The following is a 25,170-nucleotide window of genomic DNA, read 5'->3' on the forward strand; positions in this document are numbered from 1 at the left end:
TTGCAATCCTGCAAGGTTTTTAAATCCTGGATATACTAAAGCTTAATTTTCTTAATCTCTTAATGGTAAAAACAAAAAAACTTCCAGTTTACGCTGGAAGTTTTTTTTGTGAATTCTGGATTATTGTTTGTTTGCTCTGTCTTTCATTTTTTCTTTCATCTTCTCTTTATTTTCTTCTCTCATTGCAGTCCATTTTTTGTACTGGTCGGCATTTAAGATAGATTTCATTTGAGTTTCTGTTGCTGTTTTCTCATCCATCATTTCTTTTTTAAGAGCAGCTTTTTCTTCGGCAGTTGGTTTTGCATTGCTGTCTTTTCTAGCTTTTCGAGTTTCCATGTATTTTTGTGATTTGGCACTTTTCTCGGCAAGTAATTTTCCAACTTGAGCTTGTTGGTTGGCATCTAGATTTAATTCTGTAGTCAGTTTCTTTAAATGTTTTTCATTTCGTTGTTCAGGAGTCAATCTTTCTTTTTGGGGTTTAGAAGTCGTTGTAGCATCTTGAGCAAAGCTTACCATTCCAACGAACAATAAAGCAGCGATAAATAATTTTTTCATGATTTGTTTGTTTTAAAGGTTATAGTCGTTAGACATTGATGAAATCAATAGGTTTAATTGATTTTTTTTAATTATAATTTATTTAACAGATGATAAAATAAAATTTGTTTCTTAAATTCGCATGGTGAAAAAAATGGTCTTCATATTGATTCTAGCTATTTTTCTAAAACCTGTATTCCCGGTTATAGAATATATTGTCAATTATGATTACATTTCGACCGTACTTTGCGAGAACAAGGCACAACCTGTTATGCAGTGTAACGGAAAGTGTCACTTGATGAAAGAATTAGCAAAAGCAGCCGATGCCGAAAAGCCATCTTCATCTGATAAAAAAAATACCCTTCTGGATAAAGTCGATTTAATGTTTGAATCAACTAAATTGTTTACCCTACAATTTTATCCTCGTAATACCAAATCACAAATTAATGCGGCTTACGCTAATTTGTATTCGCATCTTAATGCGGATTTGTTTTTTCATCCACCAGCACGTATTTCTTAAATTTTAATTAAAACACTTTTGTGTCTTGCTATTTCATTTGATTATTTTCATTTGAAGTAAGCCTATGCACATACTATTTTAAAGACTTATTAAAGATATACAACTCAAAAATGAAAAAAATATTATATAAAGCAATAGCTATTTTGGCTATAACTGCTACTATTTCAGCATGTTCAAGTGATGATAATAATGAATCAGTTTCTGGAACTGGAAAAATCGGATTAAAATTTGACAACTCTTTTGGATCAAACGATTTAATTCTTGAAACTCAGCCAAACACAACTACAAATAAGGAAGTTTTAAAAATTACAACGGTAAAATACATCGTAAGTAATATTGTTTTAACAAAAACTGACGGAACAACATTCACATACCCAAAAGCAAAAAGCTATTTTATTGCTGACGAAGCAAGTGCGGCTGGTTACAAATTTGTCTTATCAGATGTTCCTGCGGGAGATTACATAAAAGTAAAATTCGGAATAGGAGTAGATAAAGAGCAATGGCAATTGGGAGCATCAGGACAAGGAGATTTCCTGGCACAAGCTCAAGCTGCCAAAATGTTATGGAACTGGACTGCAGGATATAAATTCCTTGCTTTCGAAGGTAATTTTACTTCAGAAACCGTTACAACTGCACTTCCTTTTATGATCCATACAGGACAAACAGGAACTGATTATAACTATACCGAAGTAACGCTGGATTTCCCAACCAAAGCCTTGGTAAGAACTAATATTTCGCCAGATGTACATATTATAGCCGATTTGTCTAAAATTCTTGACGGACCTAATAAAATCAAACTTTCAGATTACAACATGGGCGGAACAGGCGCTATGATTATGGGTGGAGCTGCTTTGCCTTTAATTACTGCCAATGTAGCAACAATGTTTAGAGTAGATCACGTACACAACGATTAATTTCATTTCTAGGAGCACAAAAGTTGTTTTTCATTAGGAACTCTTGTCCCGCTTTTTGCTATATCTTTTTTATTTTAAAGAAAAATAAAAAAGGATATCGCGGCAATCGGGGCTAGAATCGAGCTTTTGTGTTTCTTTTTAAATTTAGAAACCATGAGAATAAAATATTTTCTTTGGGTTATGATTCCGTTATTATATAGTTGTAGTGATCAGGATGATGAATATATAAATGTGCCTTTAGACTTTAAGGTGCCATCAAATTTTCCAGCTTTAGTTTATGATATTACCACAAATCCACCAACAGAAAAAGGATTTGAACTGGGTAAAAAACTATTCTATGATGGGCGTTTGGCCTCTGATGGAATTGTTTCCTGTGGGTTTTGTCATATTCAGGAAAACGCTTTTACGCACCACGGTCATACTGTAAGTCATGGTGTTGGAGATGCTTTAGGAACCCGAAATGCACCACCAATCCAGAACTTGGCTTATCAGAGAACTTTTATGTACGATGGCGTAACCAATCATCTGGACTTACAGCCCATAATTCCGCTAACGAGCGATATCGAAATGAATGGCGATTTAAATGCTATTCTCGAAATGATGCGAGGCGATAAAACGTATCGAACTTTGTTTGGGCAAACTTTTACCGATGGCGCAATTACTACGGAGAATATGCTAAAAGCACTTTCGCAATTTATGGTAATGGCAACATCATCTAATTCTCGTTTTGATAAATACCGTCGTAATGAATCTGGAGGAACTCTTACTGCCGATGAATTAGCTGGATATGCTTTGTTTAATTCTAAATGTGCTTCGTGTCACGCAACCGATTTAATGACGGACGATTCATTCCGTAATAATGGTCTTGCGGTAAATCCTAAAGTAAACGATGTGGGACGTTACAAAGTGACTGAGTTAGCAAGCGATTATTATAAGTTTAAAGTACAAAGTTTGCGAAATGTTGAGGTTTCGGCTCCTTATATGCACGACGGACGTTTTGGAACGCTAGAAGCGGTTCTTAATCATTATGCCAGCGGCATTGAAGCTTCGGCAACATTAGACCCAATCCTGAGACAAAATGGGAAACTAGGAATCGAACTTTCGGAAATGGATAAGAAACAAATTATCGCTTTTCTGAAAACCTTGACCGATAATCAATTCTTGACAGATAAACGATTCTCGGAGTTTTAGTTTTCCTGCAAGGTTTTCGAAACCTTGTAGGTATGATAATTAATGTGAAGATATTTAAACAATTTTAATGACTAGAAGGTTTAAATCTTGTAATCCTACAAGGTTGAAAAAAAACCTTGCAGGATTAAATAATATAATGAAAATTGGAGTTTTAGCCCCGATTGTAGTGAAAAGCCTTTTTGAGAAAAACCCTTATTTTTTCTTGGGTTTACAAAGTGACCAGCGGAAACTTTGTAAACATATAGAAAAATGGGATTTTAAGAAAAGCTTGCAACGGAAAGCGGGTCCCGAAGCTATCGGGAGCTCCTAAAAAAATAAAATACAATGAAAAAAATAATAGTTTTAAGTTTGGTTCTAGTTTGTAATCTAACTTTTGCTGCAACGGTAAAAGATAGTATTTCGAGCTTTACATTTCAGCGTTTGGCAATGATGGAAGACTTTGATTGTGATGCTTGTGGTTGTTCGGCAAGTGGTGGAAGTATGGGTTTTAGCTCGATGTTAAACACAAATTTTGTTGGAATACGTTATTTCAATCAGAGTTATACGAGTCGTGATGGTATTTTTGCTAATTCTCCCTGGATTGATGAGAACTTTAATACGGTTCAGGCTTGGGCGCGTATTCCTGTTACAAAGAGAATCCAGATTTCGGCATTGGTTCCGTATCATTTTCATAATCGCGAATTAACGACTGGAACCGAGAGTATTTCGGGATTGGGAGATATTTCGGTAATGGCACTTTATACGGTGTTTGAAACGCAAAAAGACAGCACAGTTTTTACACATAAAATAGAACTTGGTGGTGGAGTAAAAATGCCAACAGGAAAGTTTAATGAAGCTAATAATGTAGGGAGCGTAAACAAGAGTTTCCAACTAGGAACGGGAAGTTGGGATTATTTACTGGTTTCGGAATATGTAATTAAGAGAAAGAATTTAGGTTTAAATACAATGCTTAATTATGTTATAAAAACCGAAAATGAACAAAAATACCAATACGGAAACCAGTTTAATTACTCAGGAACGTTCTTTTATTTGTTCGATTTACCATCAGTACAATTAGTTCCTCAACTAGGTTTTGCTGGCGAAGTTTATGCTACAAACAAACAACACGGTCTAGACTTGCCAAATACGGCTGGAGATATCTTGTTTGGAAAATTTGGTATTGAGGTTGGGAAAGATAAATTTTCTGTTGGTGTAAATGGAATGCTTCCTATAAACCAGAATTTATCGAATGGCGCAATGGAGGCTAATTACCGCTGGAGCGTAAACCTGAATTATAGTTTGTAACAGGTTTTAGAATAATATAGAAAAACTTCTATATTAGTGAGCTAATAGCTTATTGATATAGAAGTTTTTTTTATGTGTGCTGGTTATGGTGAATTTATTTTAACACATAGAAACATAGAATTTGTACTCTTAAATAAAGGCGTTTCACTTATCTAAAAAGCACAGAGCTAGCTATGTGAAAGAAATGTATTTCTTTTTTGTATTCTTTTTTAGACATAGAATCTATGTTTCTATGTGTTAAATGAAATTTTAATAGATTTAAAGTAATAGATGTTTAGTTTTACTAAGGTTTAATTTAGACACATGAAATTAAGAAAAATAACTGTCGAGGATAATGTTTATCTCTATATAATGACTGGTAAGGTCGATTTGCCTGCAAAGGTAGGAACATTGACAATAAAAATATTTTTAAAGGATTATAAGCTAACTCCATTATTAGTTGATTTCCTGACATGGGATGACCCAATAATTGGTCTTCCTTTAAATTTTGGTTTTCCACTTGTTAAGTCATTAATTGACGAAAAAGAAGTTGTGAACCTGAATAGGCCTAAATATGTTAGAGAATGTATCTTATTTGGCTTGCAAAAAGGATGGACAGGTAAAAATAAGTTGGAACCTCTTGATGGATTAGAGGTGTTACGTAATCTAGGTTATGATGTTTCTGTCTTATCGGTTAAGAAGGGCGATAGTAAATAAAAAGACTTTTAATAATTTAAAGACTTCTATAACAATGAGTTTAATGACTTGTTGTTATAGGAGTTTTTTTATGTGTTGTCTTGCTACTTTTGTAAGGATAGGTTTTTAAATTTGTAAAGAGATTAAAATAATTAAAATAGCTATTACTAAGAGGAAAAATGGAGTTTAATAAGAAAAGTAAAAATCGAGTTCTTAAAGCTGTAAATGGTGAGATGTCTTACAAGAAATTAACTGCTGCGGAGTTGCATCAGTTTGTGCAACATTGGAATTATGATGACGGAATTGAGCCTTTTGATTGGATTATTAAACAAAAACATTGTGATAAAGGGACTGCATTGTGTTTGTATTGGTTTCTTCAGCCAGATTATTTTTGCAAGTTTGCAAATGAGGATGAAGCAAAAGAGGATATTAACTATGAGAGTTATAAACTGATAAAAGAAATTGAGCAGCGATATTGTACGGGTTTTTATGAAGATGAAAATTTCTCTTTTGACCCAAAGGATGAATTTCTTGATGAATATTGTGACACGAAATGTATTCCGTCAGAAATGCTTGAAAAATCTAATGGAGCTTTTTTTGAACGACAAGATATTGAGTTTGCTTTTTTAAGAAAGCCAAACGAAAAGGAATTAAAAACGATTGCTGCTAAGATAAAAGATGCTATAAAGATTATTCAGATTTCGAATTCTGGTTTTATTTATGACGGAACAGATTCCGCTATACAAGCTATAATAGAAAGTGTTGAATACTGGAAAGGAAAGGAATTAGGAAAGATAAAAATTAAAAATCTGTCATATTTATGGATGGATTGTGTACATAAACAACATAGCTGGGATTGGATAATTTGGGATTGGGAAACGGGTAATAATATAGGTGTAACCAACTCGACAAAAGAACTGACTTGTCTTGCCGATACTATTATAAACCATACAATAGATGGTTTCCAGCCTAGTACAATAATTGCTAGTTTATATAAAGATTTAGAAGGAGTAACTAATTTTTACGATTTAAAAAAAGATCCTTATAGTGGTATCGGATTGCTGTTTAGTTCTGACCATTTAAAATTTAGGGAATAAAATAATTGAGGTTGCATAGATTTAAGATTGTAATAAAAAAAGGTAACCATATAAGTAATGTAAGTCCATTTAAGTTTTAGGCTGATTAAGTCACGCTTATATTTACTTAAATTACTTATATGGTTAAAATAATTTCACTTTTTATAGGGCTTTACATAGTAGGAATTGCTTAATTTTGCAATCCAATTTTAATAAATATAATATGTTTCAGAATAAAAGTTTGTGGCTTGCAGTTTTAGTTTCTTTCATTTTTAGCTTTGGTTTTGCCCAGGAAAATGAATATTTATTAAAATTTAAAACTTCTAAAGAATTACAGAAGTTTTTAAATTATTCTAAGAAAACAATTCCGTTGGTAAGTGCACATCGAGGTGGTCCAACAGTTGGATTTCCAGAAAACTGTACGCCAACATTTGCCAATGCAATAAAATATAATCCTACGATTGTAGAAACTGATATTGCTTTGAGTAAGGATTCGGTTTTGGTAATGATGCATGATAATACACTAGACAGAACTACAACTGGAACGGGTGTTATCGAAGGATATACGTATAAAGAATTGCAAGAGCTTTTCTTAAAAGATACTGAAGGAAAAGTAACTCCATATAAAATCGAAACTTTGGATCAAATCCTACAATGGGGTAAAGGCAAAGTAATTTATAACCTGGATATTAAGAAAGGCGTTCCGATGCAAATGATTATCGATGCAGTAAGAAGAAATAAAGCCGAGGCTTATTCGGTAATTATTACTTATACAGCGACACAAGCTGCTGAGGCTGCTAAACTTGCACCAGACTTAATGATTTCGGTTTCGGCAAGAGGAAAAGAAGATGTGGAACGTATGGAGAAATTAGGTGTAAAGGCTAATAAAATGATTGCATTTGTAGGTACTTCAGAACCAAAACCAGAAGTATATGAATATTTACACAGCCGAAAAATTTCTTGTATTCTAGGAACTATGGGGAATCTTGATAAAAGTGCTGCTGCAAAAGGAGATGAGTTATATTACAAACTTATTACCAATGGTGCAGATGTTTTATCATCTGATCGTAATGTAGAAGCTGGTAAACAATTACTAAAATATGCAACCGATAAAAAACTAAAATCGAAACATATTGTAATTAAGAAAATAAAATAACAAACACGAATTTCACGAATTTGCACAAATCTTAATGAGTAGTTTAGTTTGTGAAATTAATTTGACAAACGGATTAGTGACAATTCGTGAAATTCGTGTTTAAGATTGATTTATAATTTTGTGTCAGACGAGCTTCAATTGAAGCTCTTTTTTTTTGCCTGGAAATTTACTTTGCGATTATTTGATTAATTTTAATGAATAAACAATTATAATTTTAAAGAAAGCATATATGGATTTAGATAGAGTAGCAGGCATGAATAAAATAACGTTTTTCTCGGCTCAGCCTTATGATAAGACTTTCTTTAATAAACATAATTGCGAGTTTGGTTTTGACTTAGAATTTTTTGAAACACAGCTTAATAAACATACAGTAAGTTTAATTCAGGGTTCGAATATTATTTGTGTTTTTGTAAATGATATTGTCGATGAAGCGGTGATAAAACAATTGGCAGAAAAGGGTGTGAAGATTATTGCTTTACGTTGTGCTGGTTTTAATAATGTAAATCTGGAAGCAGCAAAGAAACACGGAATTCATGTATGTCGCGTTCCTGCTTATTCACCCGAAGCTGTTGCCGAACACGCTATGGCAATGATTCTTACACTTAATCGCAAAACACATAAAGCGTATAATAGAGTTCGTGAACAAAATTTCTCGCTAAATGGGTTATTAGGATTTGATTTGCATGGTAAAACAATTGGTATAATAGGAACAGGGAATATAGGGAAAGCTTTCTCTAAAATAGGAAAAGGCTTTGGTTGCCGAATTCTTGCTTATGATATTGTGAGTAATCCCGAAATGGAAAAAGAGGGAGTTGTATTTACAGATTTAGAGACAGTTTTTAAAGAAAGTGATATTATCTCGTTGCATTGCCCATTAAACGAAAAAACAAAGCATATCATAAATAAAGATTCGCTTACGCAAATGAAAAACAGTGTTATGATAATTAATACTAGCCGTGGCGGACTTATAGAAACAGCTAGTGTTATAGAAGCGCTAAAAGATGGTAAAGTAGGATATTTGGGAATTGATGTATATGAGCAGGAGGAAAAATTGTTTTTTAGAGACCTTTCAGAAGATATTATAAAAGATGATGCAATCCAGCGGTTAATGAGTTTTCCGAATGTGTTGGTAACTGCACATCAGGCTTTTTTTACGAGCGAAGCATTAACTCAAATTGCGCTTGTAACGTATAATAATATCAAAGAATTGCTGATAAGAAAAGATCTCGAAAATAAATCGGCTTTATTGGTTTAAAGTACGTTTATTGTCAATGAATGACTTTAAGAAACCCTCTAAAACAAACATATTTATTTAATTTTTTTGTAAATTTAACGGTAATAAAAAAAATAATAAAATCATGAAAAAGACATTTTTAATAGGCTTAGCAATGCTTAGTTTATATTCTTGCCAGAAAAAAGAAACGGCTACGGATACAGCAAAAGGAGTGGACTCAACAGCCATTGACTTATCAGCAACAACGGAAACCGATAATGACTCAGCGGCAGTAAATAATAAAACAGCTCCAATAGATTCTAAAGTAGTCGATATGATTCGTAAGCAATTAACCACAGTTTTGTTAACCAAGGATTTGCCAGCAATGACAAAAGAAGACCGATTTTTTTACTATGATGCTTTCGATTTAAATAATGATAAAAAAGACGAGTACTTTGTAGGTTTCTCTAATCCCTATTTTTGTGGTACAGGCGGATGTTCTGGTTTTATCTTGAACAATGACGGAAGCTTATTGAATAAATTTACAGTAACCGATTTTCCTATTTTTGTTGGAACAACAGCTTCCGAAAAATTCCAGGATCTTATAGTGAGTAGTAAAGGAATTCTTTATAGTGTAAAAATGAAAAATGGTAAGTATCCTTCTAATCCATCAGTTCAGGAAAAATGGAAAGGCGCAGTTCCTGATCAATCTCAAGCAATCCTAGATATAGATAATAAAAAACTAGAGAAAATTTCTTTTTAAAGAGAAAATATTCTTAGAGAAATAGATAAAAAAAGAGCTTCAATTGAAGCTCTTTTTTGTTTTAGTCAAACGAAATGTAATTTCCTTCTTGGAGATTTATTTTATAAGAATCTTTGAATTCTTTTCTTTTCGTTGAAGCACTTGCTTTTACGATTCTTCTTTTGCTTGGAAAGCAAACAACAGCATTTAAGCTATAAGGTTCAAAATCGATCAAATTTGAATAATGTTTAAATGTGTTTTCTAACTGAGAATAAGCATCTTTTCTATGATTTGCCTGATTTCCTTTCGCAACTTTTATTTCAGTAAAAAAGACCTCTTGATTATTACAGATAACATAATCACATTGACCACCTTTTACTGTTTTCATAACGCAGTCATCATTTTGAATAAAATAGAATTCAGTATTTAATTTGTTTTCAATATGTAAATGCCAAGATTCTTTTGATGAGACAAATAAAACGGTTTCAGCTTCAAAAATAAATGTATGTTTGTCAGCAATCGTTTTTAAGCAATTTGTTTCAATTTGAGGAAATACTTCTCTAAGATGTTGAATCATAAATCAAGTAATTTATCAAATTCATTTGCAAAAGCATCAGAAACACCATCAATCATATTTTCCGAAATCTGGCCTAATTTATCATTCATTATTTTTTTTGCTTTACCATTTTTCAATTCGTAAGCAATGAAGTTTTTAGGATTTAACCAAGATTCTTTCTTTATGATTTTATTTACTTCTTTTGGATGTTTTTGTCCTTTATCATAAGCCAATAATAAATTATTTATAGATGCCAAAATAAAAGGACTATGAGTAGTAAGAATTAAATTCTTTCTATCTAGCAAACAATTTTTAACAAGGTATTTAATTAATTCATGTTGTGCTTTTGGATATAAATTTAATTCAGGCTCTTCAACAACAAAATTGAAATTATATTCTTCTTTTAATGATTTTGAATATTCAACTAAAAGTAAAATAGGAATTACTGATTGTAAACCTGAAGCAGACTCTAATAAATCTACTTTTTCATTTTCATTGTGATATATATAAGATGTTTTTCCTTCTCTTTTATATTTGAATTTTTTATTAATAATAGTTAATGATAATTCTTTTATTGTATGAATTGCTTTCTCGTATTCTTGTCCAATCTCTAAAAGATGTTTTGGAATTTGAATATTATTATTAATCAATCCTAAGGTATTTTCAATAATCAAGTGAAGGAAGTTTCTTTCAGAAGGAATATATAATGAATCAAATTTAATGTTTATTCCATATTCTGTTAATATATTTTCATAATGGAGAAAAAAATCTACTATAGAAATCTCATATGGTTTAGTACCATTATTGAAATAAGCATTTAATTTTTTAAAAATATCGTTAACTATTTGTGGAGTAAATTGATTTTCCCAATTAGATATTAAATCATGTTTCAGAAGATTTTTGAATTCGTCATTTTTCTCTTCATTAGACTTACTATTTTTTAAAAAATCTACAAATTGTTCTTTAATTAACTCTCTAGGATTTGTCTTTGAATATTTGTGATTTTTAAATGTAAAATTATAATCCCCTTTGGAATAAGTGATAATAGTTCCATCATTGGGAAATGATTTCATATTATACTTGTTCAGCTCTTCTTCAAATGTAATTTTACTATTTCTTCTAAAATTTTCATCTTCTAATATAGAAATTAACTTAGCCAAAGTACTTTTGCCAGAAGCCTGCGCTCCAATAAAAGTAACCATTTCTCTAACTTCGATATCAATATCTTTTAGAGGTCCGAAATTTTTAACAATAAGTTTTGCTCTTTCCATATTTTCAAAATTAAGGAAAATTTTTATATAAGGAAAAGGAGCTTCGATAAAAGCTCCTTTTTAATTTAATATGAGTTAAATAAAACTACCCTACCAATTCTACAGTTTTAAACTCACCTTCAACAGCAACTTTAGTTAAACCGTGTTTAGATAAGTTTTTCATAGAAGCATCCCATTTTTTACCGCTTAAATTAGCAGTAATTTTTAATTGCTGAAGATCCATTTTATTTTCATTTCCTTTCAATAAATCTACGATGAATTTTTCTTCATCAGAAAGTTCAATCTGAGCTAATTTTTTCTCAGGACGCATTTGTGGGAACAATAATACTTCTTGTATAGATGCATTATTTGTTAAGTACATAATCAAACGATCCATACCAATACCCATTCCAGATGTTGGAGGCATACCGTATTCAAGCGCTCTTAAGAAATCTTCGTCGATGATACCATTAGCCTCATCATCACCTTTTGCAGCCAAACGCATTTGATCTTCAAAACGCTCACGTTGGTCAATTGGGTCATTTAATTCAGAATAAGCATTTGCTATTTCTTTACCACAAACCATTAACTCAAAACGCTCTGTAAGTTCAGGATTATCGCGGTGCTCTTTACAAAGAGGCGACATTTCTTTAGGATAATCAGTGATGAAAGTTGGCTGAATGTAATTTCCTTCGCACTTAGCTCCAAAAATCTCATCAATTAGTTTTCCTTTCCCCATTGTATTATCCACTTCAATTCCCATTCCTCTTGCAGCTTCAAATAACTCTTCTTCTGTTTTTCCAGAAATATCAAAACCAGTAAAATGTTTGATAGAATCAGTCATTGTAACGCGAGCGTAAGGTGCTTTAAAGTTTATTTTATGCTCACCAAAAGTAACTTCACTAGTTCCGTTTACAGCGATGGCACAATGCTCAAGCAAACCTTCAGCAAATTCCATCATCCAGTTGTAGTCTTTGTAGGCTACATATATTTCCATTGCGGTAAATTCAGGATTATGCGTTCTGTCCATCCCTTCATTTCTAAAGTTTTTAGAGAACTCATAAACACCTTCAAAACCACCAACAATTAATCTTTTTAAATACAATTCGTTTGCAATACGCATATAAAGCGGAATGTCAAGCGAATTATGATGCGTGATAAAAGGTCTTGCCGAAGCTCCACCAGGAATTGATTGTAAAACCGGAGTTTCAACCTCAAGATAACCTGCATCGTTAAAATAGCCACGCATTGCAGTATATAACTTTGTACGTTTAATAAAAGTTTCTTTAACGTGTTGATTCACTGTTAAATCTACATAACGCATTCTGTAACGTAACTCAGCATCATTAAATGCATCGTGTACATTTCCGTCTTCATCAACTTTCGGTAAAGGTAGCGGACGCAATGTTTTACTCAAGAAAGTAAATCCATCTACACGTACACATTGTGCACCAACTTTAGTAGTAAACAATTCTCCTTCGATACCAATGAAATCACCTAAATCGGTTAATTTTTTAAATACCGTATTATATAAAGTTTTATCATCACCTTCACACAAAACATCGCGATTAACGTATAATTGTAAACGTCCTTCGCTATCCTGCAATTCAGCAAAACAAGCTTTTCCTTGGTCACGAACACTCATCAAACGTCCTGCAACAATAACCTTCTTACCTTCTTCAAAAGACTCCTTAATTTGCTTAGAAGTATGATTTACAGGAAAAAGATTAGCTGGATAAGGATTGATTCCTAAGTTGCGTAAGTTTTGAAGTTTTTCTCTTCGGATAATTTCTTGTTCTGATAATGCCATTTTGCGCTTTTTTTATAAGAGTGCAAAGATAAAGAAAAGAATGTAGATTTTAGAATGCAGATTTTAGATTTTTTGTAGCAGCAATTTATTGTATTTCAATTCTCTTGGGAGTAAAGGTGCAAAGGTTCAAAGGTTCAGAGATGCAAAGGTACAGAGGTACAGAGGCGCAAAGATTCCGGTTGTGTGTAAAACACAGATTATTTTTACGAGTAATTGGTTTTATAACGCGCAATCCTTCGACTCCGCTCAAGAGGATAATGTTTGTGTGATAAAATCAGCTAAAATCTCTAAAATCTGCGTGAAATAAAACTTTGCGACTCTCTGTATTTTTTCTTTGTGAAGCTTTGCGAAACTTCGCGAAATAGTTTTTTCTTACAAAACTTGTTTACATTAGCATTTTAAATTCTAAGCTTTTTAAATGAAAAATTATTTCTTCTCTTTTTTGCTCGCAATACTTTTTACAAGTTGTCAAGTTACCGAAACAATAAATCTAAACGAAGATGGAAGTGGAACTATCGAAGCAATACAACTTAGAGATGAACATAGTTATATGCTTTTGATGGGAGAAAAGTATTCTAAAGAAGATAAATTTCAAGATACAACCTATATTTTTCGAGATTATATTACAAAATATAACGAAACATTTTTAAAATATACCCAACGAGAACAGCAGTTGTTCCAAAAATATGCAAATGCAAAAGTGCATGCAAAGAAGAGTTCTTTCGATAAGGAATTTAAAACTTCTATTACATTTCCTTTTACCAAAATAGATGCTGTTCCTAATTTATACAATACTGAAGATTATGCAAATGATCTTGAAAACAATTATGCACTTACAGCAGAAAGTCATTTTTTTGATTTAAAATATAGCTTTGACGGAACAACATTTAAACGTATTGTTAAGGTTATTAATGAGGCTGAAATTGAGAAGAATAAAAAGCAAATAAATAATTTTAAATCTAAATTCAATATCTTAAGTTTTACCCAAACCTATGCACTTAAGTACAATTTTCCTCGTAAAATAAAGTCGGTTTCTAATTCAGCGGCAATTCTTAGTTCAGACAAAAAAATAGTAACACTTACATTCCAGCTTTCCGATTGTTTAGAGAATCCTGAAAGTACAAATCTGGAAGTTGTTTTAGAGTAAAATCTAGAAGTATTAAGGTCTTTATATCTTAGAATCTTTGCCGTTATTTTTTTAAATAGACTTCGTATCTTTGAGAAAAAATATAATCTACTCATGAAATTAATAAAATTCCTCAGTCTTTCCCTTTTATTAGCGACGTTAACAAGTTGTACTTTTACCGAGAACATTGATATTACAGATAATGGGTCAGGTAAATTTTCGCTAGATATGGATGGTTCTGCACTTATGGCAATGGCAGGACAGCAACTAGGAAATGAAGTTGGTGATGCAACAAAAAGTATAGATTCTACTTTTTCATTTAAAGAAATGTTTAAGAACAAGAAAGACAGTATAGCAAAACTTTCTCCCGAAGAACAAAAAGAGCTTAAAAAACTAGAGAATTTCGTCGTTCATATGAAAATGAATACAGAACAGAAACAGTTTATGTTAGATTTAAAAACTGATTTCAAAAATGTAAATGAATTACAGGATATGATGAAAACTATGAGTGCGCTTCAGAATATTGAGAAAAATAAAGCTTCAGATAATAAAATGCCTTTTAGCGGAGATTTCAGTAACAATAGTACCGTAAGTTTTAGCTATGACGGGAAAAAGTTTAATCGTAAAGTCATTTTGAACCCAAAAGAAACTAATAAACCAGTAGAGGATTCATTAGGAATGTATAAAATGATTTTTGCATCTTCGAACTATGTTATAAAATATCGTTTCCCTAAAAAAGTAAAAAAAGTATCTAATGCAAATGCTTTGTTTAGTGAAGACAGAAAAACAATAACTATCCAATATCCGTTTACAGATTATATGGAAAATCCAACTAAACTGGGACTTGAGGTAGAGTTTGAAAAATAATACAATGAACAAAAAAATCCAACTACAAGATTTAGGTCAAAAAGATTATAAATCGACTTGGGAATATCAAGAACAATTATTTAAGGATGTTGTTGACTTAAAAATTAAAAATAGGAGAGAAGAACTTGATTTACCAACTCCTAATTATTTCATTTTTGTAGAACATCCGCATGTATATACTTTGGGTAAAAGTGGCGATTTGAGCAACTTACTTTTATCCGAAAAACAGCTAGAAGCCAAAGGAGCTACTTTTTATAAAATAAATCGTGGTGGTGATATTACGTATCACGGCCCAGGACAAATTGTAGGATATCCTATTCTGGATTTAGAAAATTTCTTTACCGATATTCATAAATACTTGCGTTTCCTCGAGGAATCTATTATTCTTACGCTAAAAGAATACGGATTAGAATGTGGCCGAAGCGAAGGAGAAACGGGTGTTTGGTTAGGAGTAGGAACGCCGTTTGCCCGTAAGATTTGTGCACTTGGTGTACGTGCTTCACGCTGGGTAACAATGCATGGATTTGCCTTAAATGTAAATGCCGACTTAGGTTATTTTGATAATATAATTCCGTGTGGAATACGCGGTAAAGCCGTTACTTCACTTCAGGTAGAACTTGGTGTAGAAAAAGTAGATGAAGCCGAAGTAAAAGCTAAAATCCTAAAGCATCTGACAGAATTATTCGAAGCAGAATTTGTTTAAAATAATATGATTTTCGTAATGCGTTCCAAAATAGACATTGTCTAAGAATGGAACGCGTTTGAATAATTTTACTCTGAAGACTCAAGAATTATGTATGTTCTTTTATAAGACTTGTTGGGTTGTATCCAAATTGTTTTTTGAAAGCAAATGAAAAATGAGAAATGTTTTCGAAGCCTAAATCAAGATAAATATCAGATGGTTTTTTTCTTTCTCTTTGAATTTGAAAATGTGCTTCCTGCAATCTTTTCTGCATCAACCAGCGATTAGGAGTGTCATTAAAAATCTTTTTAAAATCCCTTTTAAAAGAAGACAAACTTCTGCCAGTTAAAAAAGCTAATCTTTCCAGACTTACATTAAACTTATAATTTCGATATACAAATGCTTCTAGATCTAGTTTTTCGGGAATACTTTGGTCAAATAAAACACTCGAAATTTCAGGATTAGTCTGTAATAATATCAATAAAAGTTCTTCCCTTTTTACTTTAGAGAACGTTTCGTCTATAACTCCACCTTCGTTGTAATAAGGCATTAATGAACGTATGAAATTGGGAATTAAAACATCTTTTTTAAGAATGATAAATGCATTTTTAGAGTTTGATTTTACATTCGCAATAGCGTGATTTTTTTTAAATTCTGTCAAAAATGCTTCATCAAAAATGATTACTACTTTTTCAAATTGTCCGTTATCTTTTTGTTTTTTGTATTTAGCCAGATGATTTTTCCTTACAATACAATAATCTCCCGATTTAATAGTATGCATTTCATGTCCGTCATAACCTTCAATTTCTCCCGCTGCCAGATATAAAAAGATATGCTCTGGAACAAATTGTTCAGGTGAAATTTCAGGGCCAATATGACACGATTTTATTTCGGTAATTTTCATCTTGATTCATCTTAAGTTAGTGCTAATTTACACCTTTCCACCATTCTTTAAAAACTTGTGTACTATCATTTAAATTTACAACTTCACCAATCATAGGTGTTACTAGTGGTAAATGAGCAGTTTTGCTAAGTGTCGATAATTTACTCAATGGTTCATCCCAAGAATGCATTGCTAGTTTAAACTTTGAAGAATGCACAGGGAAAAGTCTTTTTGCTTTTAAATCTTGAGCTGCTTTAAGTACTTGTTCAGGAAGCATATGTATGGCTTCCCAAGCCAGATTATATTGTCCGTTTTCCAGAATTGCAAAATCTATTGAGCCGAATTGTTCACCAATTTTGGCAAAATGTGTATCGTAGCCGCTATCGCCACCAATGTATATTTTAATACTTGGCGTTTGCAAAACATAAGACAGCCATAAGGTATTATTTTTAGAAAAACCTCTTCCCGAAAAATGTCTTGCAGGAGTTGTATGTACTTTAAAACCATCTTCTAAGACAATTGTTTCATTCCAATCTTTTTCGATTATTTTATCTGTAGGATATCCCCAACGTTCAAAATGTCCTCCAACTCCAAGACCACAAATAACCTTTTTTACTTTAGATTTTAAAGCAACTATAGTTTCATAATCAAGATGGTCGTAATGATCGTGGCTAATAAACAAATAATCAATTGTAGGTAAATCTGCCACGGTGTAACCATTTGATCCTTTAAATGCAGTTACAGTTCCTGGTAATGGCGAAGCATTTCCGCTAAATACAGGATCAACCAGAAAACGTTTTCCATCTATTTGCATAAAATAAGATGAATGCCCAAACCAAACCAATACATCGGCATCTGGAGAAAGATTATGTAAATCGGTTTTTATAGATGGGATAGAATCAACAGGTTCGCGTCTTGGATGATTTCCAAATAATTGATCATAAAGAATACCTCCAAAACTGTAGCCGTTTGTTAGATTAGGTGTGTCATGCGTGTTTTGAAATTTTCCATCGCTATAATTGCTAGATTTTTTTATTAATTCCAAACGATTACCTTCTGGTGCTTTACCAAATTTTGGATGCATCATATATAAAAAAGTAACCAGGGTTAAAAGAGCCAAAATGCTTATTACTATAATCATAATTCTTTTTGTGATTTTTAGAAATCGTTTCATTCGATTTATTTTATTTTTGATTTGTTTTATGGAATCAAATTCAAGTAAACTATTTGTGGTTGCAACACTTTTTAATTAAATTTCCCATAAGTATCTGAATTGATGGTACAAAATTGCATCAAAATAAATTGTGTCACTTTGTTTAAAAGTCCAATTTTACTTTGTTGAAAAGTTCACTTTAGATCTTTGGCATAAAAAAAGCTAACATTTTTTAAAGTTAGCTTTGTTATAGAAAATTATGAATTGTTTTAGTTTTTAATTTTATTAAATCCTGTTACATAATCATATCCAAGTTTCCCTTTTACCATACATAATTCAATTTTGCCACCTTCGGTTAGTTCTTCATGAAGTGCTTTTTTTATCGAAAAGCGTTCTTCCGTATTATTTTCAGTGATAATATGAATGAAGTGTTCTTTGTTACGCGATCCGCTGGTTCCTTTTCTTATAATTGTATAGTTTTTACATGATTTATCGGTAGCCGCATAGAAATGATTTATAAAACTAGTTGAAGCAGCTGTAAGTAAAAACATCCCGACAAATAGCCCAAAGTGGACTGTGTACCTTCTTTTGCTTTCAAAATATACAGAAGGATTTGTAATCTTTAAAATTATTGTAAGCAATATGGCTAAAGCAATTCCTGCGAAACCTGCTCTCCAAAATAGTTGAGTACCGTTTATAGTGTTGTCAATTTTTCTTATTTCAAAAAGCAGAAATACTAAACTTGCAAAAAACAAGGCTGAAGAAAAATAATATATAAACTTATCAAAGGGTTTGGCAACTTTTTCAAAGGTAACTTTAGGAGGAAAGAAGTCATAAATTATAAATGGCGATAAGCTTATTATTAAGAGTAAATTGTACATTCCGATTAAAAAAAATGGCAGAGGAACTAATCTAAAAGTTCCTTTCTCATCTCCAAATAAAACAATAGGAATTATACAGAGCCCAATATAAAGAAGTCGTTTGTAGAACTCTTTTCTCATTCCAAAGGACTCAAATTTCTTCTTTTTTAAAGGGGTATATTTACGTTTAAACATTTTAGATTTATGGATTTATTTGAGGTTATAATCTACGTTTATAGTTTATTATTGACTTTTTAGTTTTTTCATGAATTCTCCAAATGCAGGAAAAAAATCTTCAAAAAGAGGATGCTTTCTGTTTTTAAGCATTACTTCACTGAACATTTTTAAACCAATGGCAAATTCTGTAGATTGATTCTCATCTTCAAATAGTTTCTTTTCTTTAATTTTCTCGATAATTGTAAAAACTTCATCGTGATTTTCAAATTCCAATGATAAAGGTTCAGCTAAAATCGTTTCTTCATTCGTCAAAGAAACTTGTTCTAGGGTTAGTTTATATTTATTTGCTCGCTTTGTCATAATTACTGTTTTTTTGTTGGTTTTTGTCTAGAATAATCAAAGAGGTTTTTATAAATGTTACACTTAGCTAGATTCGATAAACGGGATTTGAATTATTGTAGTATTTAGAAAACTAAAATATAAATTAAAGCTGTAATTCTATACAAAGACTAATCTTCAAACAGTAGCTCCAATTGATCTGGCAATAACCTAAAAGACATTCTATGATACTTAGTAGGTCCATATTTCTTAATTGCTTCGCGATGTTCCTTGGTAGGATATCCTTTGTTTTGTTTCCAATTGTACATCGGGAACTCTTCATGAATTTTATCCATATACTCGTCTCGATAGGTTTTGGCAAGTACAGATGCAGCAGCAATGCTCATAAATTTGGCATCGCCTTTTATAATGCTTTGATTTGGAATCGATTTTAATAACTCAATTTCCTTTTCAGAAAATTGCTTCCCAACGGTATTTTTCAAACCTAGTTTTGCATTTAGCATTCTATTTCCATCAACAATAATGAATTCTGGAATTTGATTAAGTTTTAGGATGCATTCCTGCATTCCTTTCATTGAAGCATTTAGGATATTTATTTCATCAATTTCATCGGGATGTAAATGAGTAATAGCAAACGAAATGGCTTGTTCTTCAATTATAGGTTTTAATTTTTCTCTAGTTTTTTCGGATAATTGCTTACTGTCGTTTAGTGTTTTATTCTCAAAAGTTAGGGGCAAAATTACGGCTGCTGCGGTTACTGGTCCGGCAAGGCAGCCACGACCAGCTTCGTCGGTTCCGGTTTCTAAATCATATCCTGAAAAATTGAGTTGTAGCATGTTCTTTTTTTAGAATTACAAAGATTAAATTTTTTATGGGAAATAGATTAATGAAAGTACCGAAACTTATAACATGAGGACAAATTAATCTTCTAGCATTTTTACCTGTAAATGTTAAAATTTAACATTTTTTTTATTGTTAATATGGCTTATTAAAGGTTTGTTATTTATCACAATAATTATCAAAAAATCTAAATCACTGTTATTTTTGTAAATTTTTTCTTTTTTGTTAACATTTTTAAGTAGGAAAAATAATAATTAACATGTTGTTAAAATTGTTATTGTAAGAAAAATTTATCATTTTTGACAAATTATTAACCAAAAACAATTTAAAATGAGGGTGAAATTTAAATGGATTTTAACATTATTAGCAGCATTAACCATGCAGTTTTCTTTTTCACAGGAAAGGAATATTTCTGGAATTGTTTCAGATGCAACAGGCCCTATACCAGGCGTGAATGTTATCGTTAAAGGAACAAAAAATGGAGTACAGACGGATTTTGATGGTAAATATTCTATCAAGGCAAAAACAGGAGATGTGCTAGAGTTTTCTTATATGGGATTACAGGATAAGAGTGTTGTAGTTGGAGCTTCTTCGGTGATTAATACAAAGATGCAAGAAGGTGGGAATGAATTGGATGAAGTGGTTGTTGTGGCGTATGGGAAGGCAAAAAAATCTTCATATACAGGATCTGCAACTCAAATTAAATCTGAACAACTAGAAAATAGACCTTTGACTAATGCCCTTTCAGTTTTGGAAGGAAGTACTTCAGGAGTTCAGATTCAGAGTTCAGCTGGACAACCAGGATCAGCACCAGAAATAAGAATAAGAGGTTTTAGTTCTGTTAATGGCTCAAATACACCATTGTATATTGTGGATGGGGTTCCTTTTGCAGGTGATATTAGTAACATAAATTCAAATGATATTGAGAGTTTAACAGTTTTAAAAGACGCTTCTTCAACATCACTTTATGGTTCAAAAGCCGCAAACGGAGTAATTATAATTACCACAAAAACAGGAAAATCTAATAAGGATAAATTTTCATTAAATGTAAGTCAGGGAATGACTTCAAGATCAATAAAAGATTATAAAAGAGTAGATGCATATGATTATTATCCTTTAGAATGGGAAGCAATAAGAAATAGCCGCCCTATGGCTAATCAGGCACAAATTGATGCAGCAAATACTTATGCATCAGCTAGAGTTCCTGTAGTATTGGTAACAAATCCTTTTAATGTTCCAAATGCCAGTATTGTTGGAACAGATGGGAAATTAAATCCAAATGCACAACTGTTATATCCTCAAGATTTAGATTGGGAAAAACAATTAGAGAGAGCAGGGGTTCGTCAGAATGTAGATTTTTCTTATCAAGGTAAATCAGAAAAATCAAATTATTTTGCATCTCTTGGGCACCTGAATGAAGAAGGGTATATACGAAATTCAGGTTTTGAAAGAACAACTGGGCGTTTGAATTTAAATACGAGTTTAAATGATTGGTTTAAAACTGGAGTAAACATTTCAGGGACTTTAACTAATTCTAAATTAGGAACCGATGGGGTAGCTAGCACAAATTCTTTCAACAATCCTTTTAGAACGATAAGATATATGGGGCCAATTTATCCTGTTTTTGATCATACAGAAAATGGCGATTATGTTTTAGATAATAATGGTAATAAAGTATATTCTACTCTTCGTGGCTCGGGAGCGTCTAACGGTCGAAACGTGGTATATGAAACATTAAATAATACAGATGTTAAAAAGGGACTAGCTCTTTCAGGAAGAACTTTTTTTGAAATAAGTTTTCTAAAAGATTTTAAATTCACTACTAACGCTTCTATTGATAAGACTTATTCTAATAGAACATATTCCTATAATACTCTTATAGGGGATGGATCGCCTACAGGATTAATGGCTAAAGAAGATCGAATATTTACAGGTATTACTTATAACCAATTATTAAATTATTCCAAAAAAATAGGTAGCCATTCTATTACTGCATTGTTAGGTCATGAGAGTTTTGATTATGAAAGAAATTGGACTACAGGAGTGAAGACAGGTCAGGTTTCTCCGGATAATATAGAATTTATCAATTATGCTACAACTACTACTTTAGAGAGTAAAACAAGAAATTATTCAACAGAATCTTATTTTTCGAGAGTTGGATATGATTATATGGATAAATATATTTTTTCAGGGTCATTACGTAGGGATTCATCGTCAAAATTTGCAAAGGATAACCAGTGGGGTAATTTTTGGTCTTTTAGTGGAGCTTGGGTAGTTTCTAAAGAAAACTTTCTTAAAGATGTTTCTTGGGTAAATGATTTAAAATTAAGAACTTCAATTGGGCAGGTAGGTAATGATTCTCATATAGCTTCAGACAGAGATGAAGATGGTACAGTTACAAATGGTTTAAATTATTATATAGGCCAATCTACTTATAGTTTAGGTTATGATAACGGTAGTGAAGGTGGGGTGATAACATATGCTTCGGCAGCACCAGATTTAAAATGGGAGGTTAATACTCAAAAAGACATTGCAGTAGAGTTTGGATTGTTTAAGAATAGGCTTAAAGGGAGTGTTGAGTATTATAACAGAAATACAGATGGGCTTATTTTTGAAGTGCCAAATGCATTATCATCAGGTCTAGATTATAGAGTAGAAAATATTGGATCAATGGTAAATAAAGGTTTTGAGATTACTTTAGATGGTGTGATTCTTAAAACAAAAGATTTTTCATGGAGTTTAAATGTAAACGCATCAACTATTAGTAATAAAATTACAAAGTTACCACAAGGAGAAATTATTGATGGAACTAAGAAACTTACTGTAGGTAGTTCGATTTATGATTACTGGTTAAGAGATTGGTATGGTGTAGATCCTGCTGACGGATATGCATTATATGTTGCAGATCCTGAAAAAATGGTTGCCAATGATGCTACTGGAAGAGTTGTAAATGGAGTAAATGTGACAACAGACCAGAATAAAGCTTTATATCATTATGCAGGTTCAGCAATCCCAGATTTATTTGGAAGCTTCGGAAATACATTCAAATATCAAGGAATTCAACTTGATGTTATGTTCTCTTACCAAATAGGCGGTAAAATGTATGATTCAAATTATGCTGCTTTAATGCATACGGGTAATAATTATGGGTCTGCTTTAAGTACAGATATTCTTGATAGATGGCAGAAACCTGGCGATATTACGGATATCCCTAGATTAGATATTAACAGAAATACACAGTCTACTGCTGCCTCAGATAGATGGTTAATTGGGTCAGATTATTTAGCATTGAAACAAATCAATCTATCATATAAATTGCCTTCGGATTTAATATCAAAATTAGCTATTGATAATGCAACTGTATATGTAAATGGAGAAAATTTATTGCTGTTTACTAAGCGCCAGGGATTGGATCCTACTCAAACTTTTAACGGAACAACTCAAAACAGATATATTCCGTCAAGAGTAATAACGTTAGGTTTTAATTTAAATTTTTAATAATATGAAATCAAATTTTATAAAACAAATACTTTTTATAATTGTAATTGTAGTTCTGGGGTCTTGTTCAGAAGATTTTTCAGAAAAAAAACCTACAGAATTTGTAGACTACGATGGAGCAACCAAAACGACAGAAAATCTTATGACTTTCTTAAATGGTATTCACAGATCTTTATACATTACTTATGAAAGTAATCAAAACGAAGCTGGTTTGGGAGGACTAATGCAGCAAACTGATATTGTAGGGGATGATGTAGTGTTTCCTATAACAAACAGTTGGTTTTTACAAGTATATAATTGGAATGCATTAAGTAATGAAAATTCTCAGGATATTCGTTTCCCTTATAGAACATATTATAGAATAATAAGAAATGCAAATTCTATTATTAACGCAACAGATACGGCTACTGGATCTATTGCCGATAAAAATATTGTAAAGGGGCAAGCATTATTATATCGTGCTTTTTGTCACTTTCAATTAGTACAATTATATGGTAAGAGATATGTAAATGGTGAAACTAACAATCAATTAGGAGTTCCGATTATTTTAACTGTTGGGAATGAAAATTTTCCGCGTTCTACAGTTGAAGAAGTATATACTCAAATAAATAAAGATTTAGATCAAGCTAATATTTTGTTAGTAGGATATACACGACTAAATAATTCTCATTTGAATTTAAAGGTAGCACAAGGATTAAAAGCACGTGTAGCCTTGACTCAAGGAGAGTGGGCTATTGCTGCTGATTATGCTAGTAAAGCCAGATTAGGAATGAATCTAATGTCTGTTGCAGATTATGGAGCAGGTTTTAACGATTTTAATAATAAAGAATGGATGTGGGGTAGCCATATTAATGAAGTTCAAACTCAGTATTTTGGGAATTTTGGGGCTTACATGTCTAGAAACTTTAGCTCAACCGTTATACGTTCTTGCCCTAAAGCAATTAATAGTAAATTATATAATTTGATTCCATCAACTGATGTGCGTTCTACTATCTTTAGTAAAGATGGTAATCATCCTAATCTTTCGCTTGCAAGCAATTTTGCAAAGTTTCCATATACAAGTCAAAAATTCTTATCAATAAGTGCCGGTGATAGTAGATGTGATGTACCTTATATGCGTGCAGCCGAAATGTATCTTATAGAAGCTGAGGCAAAAGCAAGATTAGGACAGCCTGATGCAGCTACAATTCTTTTTGATTTTGAAAAAGCTAGAAATCCAGAATATGCTTTGTCTACTAATACAGGACAAGCTTTAGTTGATGAAGTGTTATTACAAAGGCGAATAGAGTTATGGGGGGAAGGTTTTAGATTCTTCGATTTAAAAAGAACAAATAGTGCTTTAGATAGAACAGGTGCTAATCACGATTCTGCTCTTACAAATGGAGTTATGACTGTTCTTCCAACAGATAAAAGATGGCAATGGTTAATTCCAAGAGCTGAAATTAATGCAAATCCATTGGTAAAACAAAACGAACTTTAAGTACGTTTTAATTAAACTATTAAAAACTGTCCAAAATATTTTGGGCAGTTTTTTTTTGGATAAAAATTAGTACAAATTCAAATAGTAATATTTAGAATATATTTTAAGGAAGATATTATGACTTAGAAAATTGATCCACAAATTTAGTAATCAGATTCAGGATAAAGTTGAGATGTAATTTTAAAAGCAGTTATATTAAAAACATTTTCAGTTTATAATGTTTTAATTTTGTTATTTTATTGTAGGTTAAAAACTACTTACGTGTTAAAATATTTAATTTACGACTAGGAATTAACCTACTTTATTTGTTAATTATTTGTTAAAATAAATATTAAATAAAGCTT

General features: G+C 31.8%; 23 protein-coding genes. 14 read left to right on the forward strand and 9 right to left on the reverse strand.

From position 1 onward, the window contains the following. Positions 1 to 120: 120 nt before the first annotated feature. Positions 121 to 555: a hypothetical protein gene (locus SHI72_RS01740; protein ID WP_323488861.1), complete on the reverse strand. Its 435-nt coding sequence runs from the start codon at positions 553 to 555 to the stop codon at positions 121 to 123. Between the two features lie 133 nt (positions 556 to 688). On the opposite strand from SHI72_RS01740, the gene SHI72_RS01745 reads away from it, so the two are divergent. From SHI72_RS01745 to SHI72_RS01785, 9 genes are all read left to right on the forward strand, one after another. After that, the gene (locus tag SHI72_RS01745; RefSeq protein WP_323488862.1) at positions 689 to 1,054 is read left to right on the forward strand and encodes a hypothetical protein; all 366 of its coding nucleotides are present in this window, start codon (positions 689 to 691) and stop codon (positions 1,052 to 1,054) included. A gap of 110 nt (positions 1,055 to 1,164) precedes the next feature. Then, complete coding sequence (locus SHI72_RS01750) at positions 1,165 to 1,968, forward strand: MbnP family protein (protein ID WP_323488863.1); 804 nt, start codon at positions 1,165 to 1,167, stop codon at positions 1,966 to 1,968. A 153-nt stretch (positions 1,969 to 2,121) separates the two neighbouring features. Then, a complete protein-coding gene (locus tag SHI72_RS01755; protein WP_323488864.1) occupies positions 2,122 to 3,159 on the forward strand; it encodes a cytochrome-c peroxidase in 1,038 nt (345 codons plus the stop codon). 324 nt (positions 3,160 to 3,483) lie between these two features. Next, positions 3,484 to 4,443 carry a transporter gene (locus SHI72_RS01760; protein ID WP_323488865.1) on the forward strand — a complete coding sequence of 320 codons (960 nt, stop codon included), beginning with the start codon at positions 3,484 to 3,486 and terminating at the stop codon, positions 4,441 to 4,443. Between the two features lie 303 nt (positions 4,444 to 4,746). Beyond that, positions 4,747 to 5,139: a hypothetical protein gene (locus SHI72_RS01765; RefSeq protein WP_323488866.1), complete on the forward strand. Its 393-nt coding sequence runs from the start codon at positions 4,747 to 4,749 to the stop codon at positions 5,137 to 5,139. A 158-nt stretch (positions 5,140 to 5,297) separates the two neighbouring features. Beyond that, positions 5,298 to 6,215 carry a DUF4274 domain-containing protein gene (locus tag SHI72_RS01770; protein WP_323488867.1) on the forward strand — a complete coding sequence of 306 codons (918 nt, stop codon included), beginning with the start codon at positions 5,298 to 5,300 and terminating at the stop codon, positions 6,213 to 6,215. A 202-nt stretch (positions 6,216 to 6,417) separates the two neighbouring features. Further along, positions 6,418 to 7,350: a glycerophosphodiester phosphodiesterase family protein gene (locus SHI72_RS01775; RefSeq protein WP_323488868.1), complete on the forward strand. Its 933-nt coding sequence runs from the start codon at positions 6,418 to 6,420 to the stop codon at positions 7,348 to 7,350. Positions 7,351 to 7,579: 229 nt separating this feature from the next. Then, on the forward strand, positions 7,580 to 8,605 hold the full coding sequence (locus SHI72_RS01780; protein ID WP_242667431.1) for a 2-hydroxyacid dehydrogenase: 1,026 nt from the start codon (positions 7,580 to 7,582) through the stop codon (positions 8,603 to 8,605). Between the two features lie 103 nt (positions 8,606 to 8,708). Beyond that, entirely contained in the window at positions 8,709 to 9,326 is a 618-nt protein-coding gene (locus SHI72_RS01785) for a hypothetical protein (RefSeq protein ID WP_323488869.1), read from the forward strand. Positions 9,327 to 9,387: 61 nt separating this feature from the next. Here the strand turns inward: SHI72_RS01785 and SHI72_RS01790 are convergent, their stop codons facing one another. The 3 genes from SHI72_RS01790 to lysS all read right to left on the reverse strand — a co-directional run bounded on the left by SHI72_RS01790 (position 9,388) and on the right by lysS (position 12,921). Then, positions 9,388 to 9,882: a hypothetical protein gene (locus SHI72_RS01790; RefSeq protein ID WP_323488870.1), complete on the reverse strand. Its 495-nt coding sequence runs from the start codon at positions 9,880 to 9,882 to the stop codon at positions 9,388 to 9,390. Next, positions 9,879 to 11,132 carry an AAA family ATPase gene (locus SHI72_RS01795; RefSeq protein ID WP_323488871.1) on the reverse strand — a complete coding sequence of 418 codons (1,254 nt, stop codon included), beginning with the start codon at positions 11,130 to 11,132 and terminating at the stop codon, positions 9,879 to 9,881. The genes SHI72_RS01790 and SHI72_RS01795 overlap by 4 nt, the downstream gene beginning before the upstream one ends. An 85-nt stretch (positions 11,133 to 11,217) precedes the next feature. Beyond that, on the reverse strand, positions 11,218 to 12,921 hold the full coding sequence (gene lysS / locus SHI72_RS01800) for a lysine--tRNA ligase (RefSeq protein WP_039111405.1): 1,704 nt from the start codon (positions 12,919 to 12,921) through the stop codon (positions 11,218 to 11,220). Positions 12,922 to 13,339: 418 nt separating this feature from the next. Here lysS and SHI72_RS01805 point away from each other — a divergent pair, with 418 nt between their 5' ends. From SHI72_RS01805 to lipB, 3 genes are all read left to right on the forward strand, one after another. Continuing rightward, positions 13,340 to 14,068 carry a hypothetical protein gene (locus SHI72_RS01805; protein WP_323488872.1) on the forward strand — a complete coding sequence of 243 codons (729 nt, stop codon included), beginning with the start codon at positions 13,340 to 13,342 and terminating at the stop codon, positions 14,066 to 14,068. A 93-nt stretch (positions 14,069 to 14,161) separates the two neighbouring features. Then, on the forward strand, positions 14,162 to 14,914 hold the full coding sequence (locus tag SHI72_RS01810) for a hypothetical protein (protein WP_323488873.1): 753 nt from the start codon (positions 14,162 to 14,164) through the stop codon (positions 14,912 to 14,914). A gap of 4 nt (positions 14,915 to 14,918) precedes the next feature. Further along, entirely contained in the window at positions 14,919 to 15,617 is a 699-nt protein-coding gene (gene lipB, locus SHI72_RS01815; RefSeq protein ID WP_039117561.1) for a lipoyl(octanoyl) transferase LipB, read from the forward strand. A gap of 88 nt (positions 15,618 to 15,705) precedes the next feature. Here lipB and SHI72_RS01820 read toward each other — a convergent pair whose 3' ends face one another. The 5 genes from SHI72_RS01820 to SHI72_RS01840 form a co-directional block, all read right to left on the reverse strand. After that, complete coding sequence (locus SHI72_RS01820; RefSeq protein ID WP_039117562.1) at positions 15,706 to 16,500, reverse strand: helix-turn-helix domain-containing protein; 795 nt, start codon at positions 16,498 to 16,500, stop codon at positions 15,706 to 15,708. Between the two features lie 22 nt (positions 16,501 to 16,522). Continuing rightward, positions 16,523 to 17,653: an MBL fold metallo-hydrolase gene (locus tag SHI72_RS01825; protein ID WP_039111400.1), complete on the reverse strand. Its 1,131-nt coding sequence runs from the start codon at positions 17,651 to 17,653 to the stop codon at positions 16,523 to 16,525. Positions 17,654 to 17,901: 248 nt separating this feature from the next. Beyond that, positions 17,902 to 18,687 (reverse strand): hypothetical protein, encoded by a 786-nt coding sequence (locus SHI72_RS01830; RefSeq protein WP_323488874.1) that lies wholly within the window; start codon positions 18,685 to 18,687, stop codon positions 17,902 to 17,904. Between the two features lie 48 nt (positions 18,688 to 18,735). Next, on the reverse strand, positions 18,736 to 19,029 hold the full coding sequence (locus tag SHI72_RS01835; protein ID WP_039111398.1) for a DUF3861 domain-containing protein: 294 nt from the start codon (positions 19,027 to 19,029) through the stop codon (positions 18,736 to 18,738). A 149-nt stretch (positions 19,030 to 19,178) separates the two neighbouring features. After that, the gene (locus SHI72_RS01840) at positions 19,179 to 19,844 is read right to left on the reverse strand and encodes a ribonuclease HII (RefSeq protein ID WP_039111397.1); all 666 of its coding nucleotides are present in this window, start codon (positions 19,842 to 19,844) and stop codon (positions 19,179 to 19,181) included. Positions 19,845 to 20,178: 334 nt separating this feature from the next. Here SHI72_RS01840 and SHI72_RS01845 point away from each other — a divergent pair, with 334 nt between their 5' ends. Further along, positions 20,179 to 23,346, forward strand: coding sequence for a TonB-dependent receptor (locus tag SHI72_RS01845; RefSeq protein WP_323488875.1), 3,168 nt, complete (start codon positions 20,179 to 20,181; stop codon positions 23,344 to 23,346). 4 nt (positions 23,347 to 23,350) lie between these two features. Continuing rightward, positions 23,351 to 24,826 (forward strand): RagB/SusD family nutrient uptake outer membrane protein, encoded by a 1,476-nt coding sequence (locus SHI72_RS01850; protein WP_323488876.1) that lies wholly within the window; start codon positions 23,351 to 23,353, stop codon positions 24,824 to 24,826. Positions 24,827 to 25,170: the final 344 nt, after the last annotated feature.

Source organism: Flavobacterium sp. PL02, assembly GCF_035013205.1.
Lineage (GTDB): Bacteria > Bacteroidota > Bacteroidia > Flavobacteriales > Flavobacteriaceae > Flavobacterium.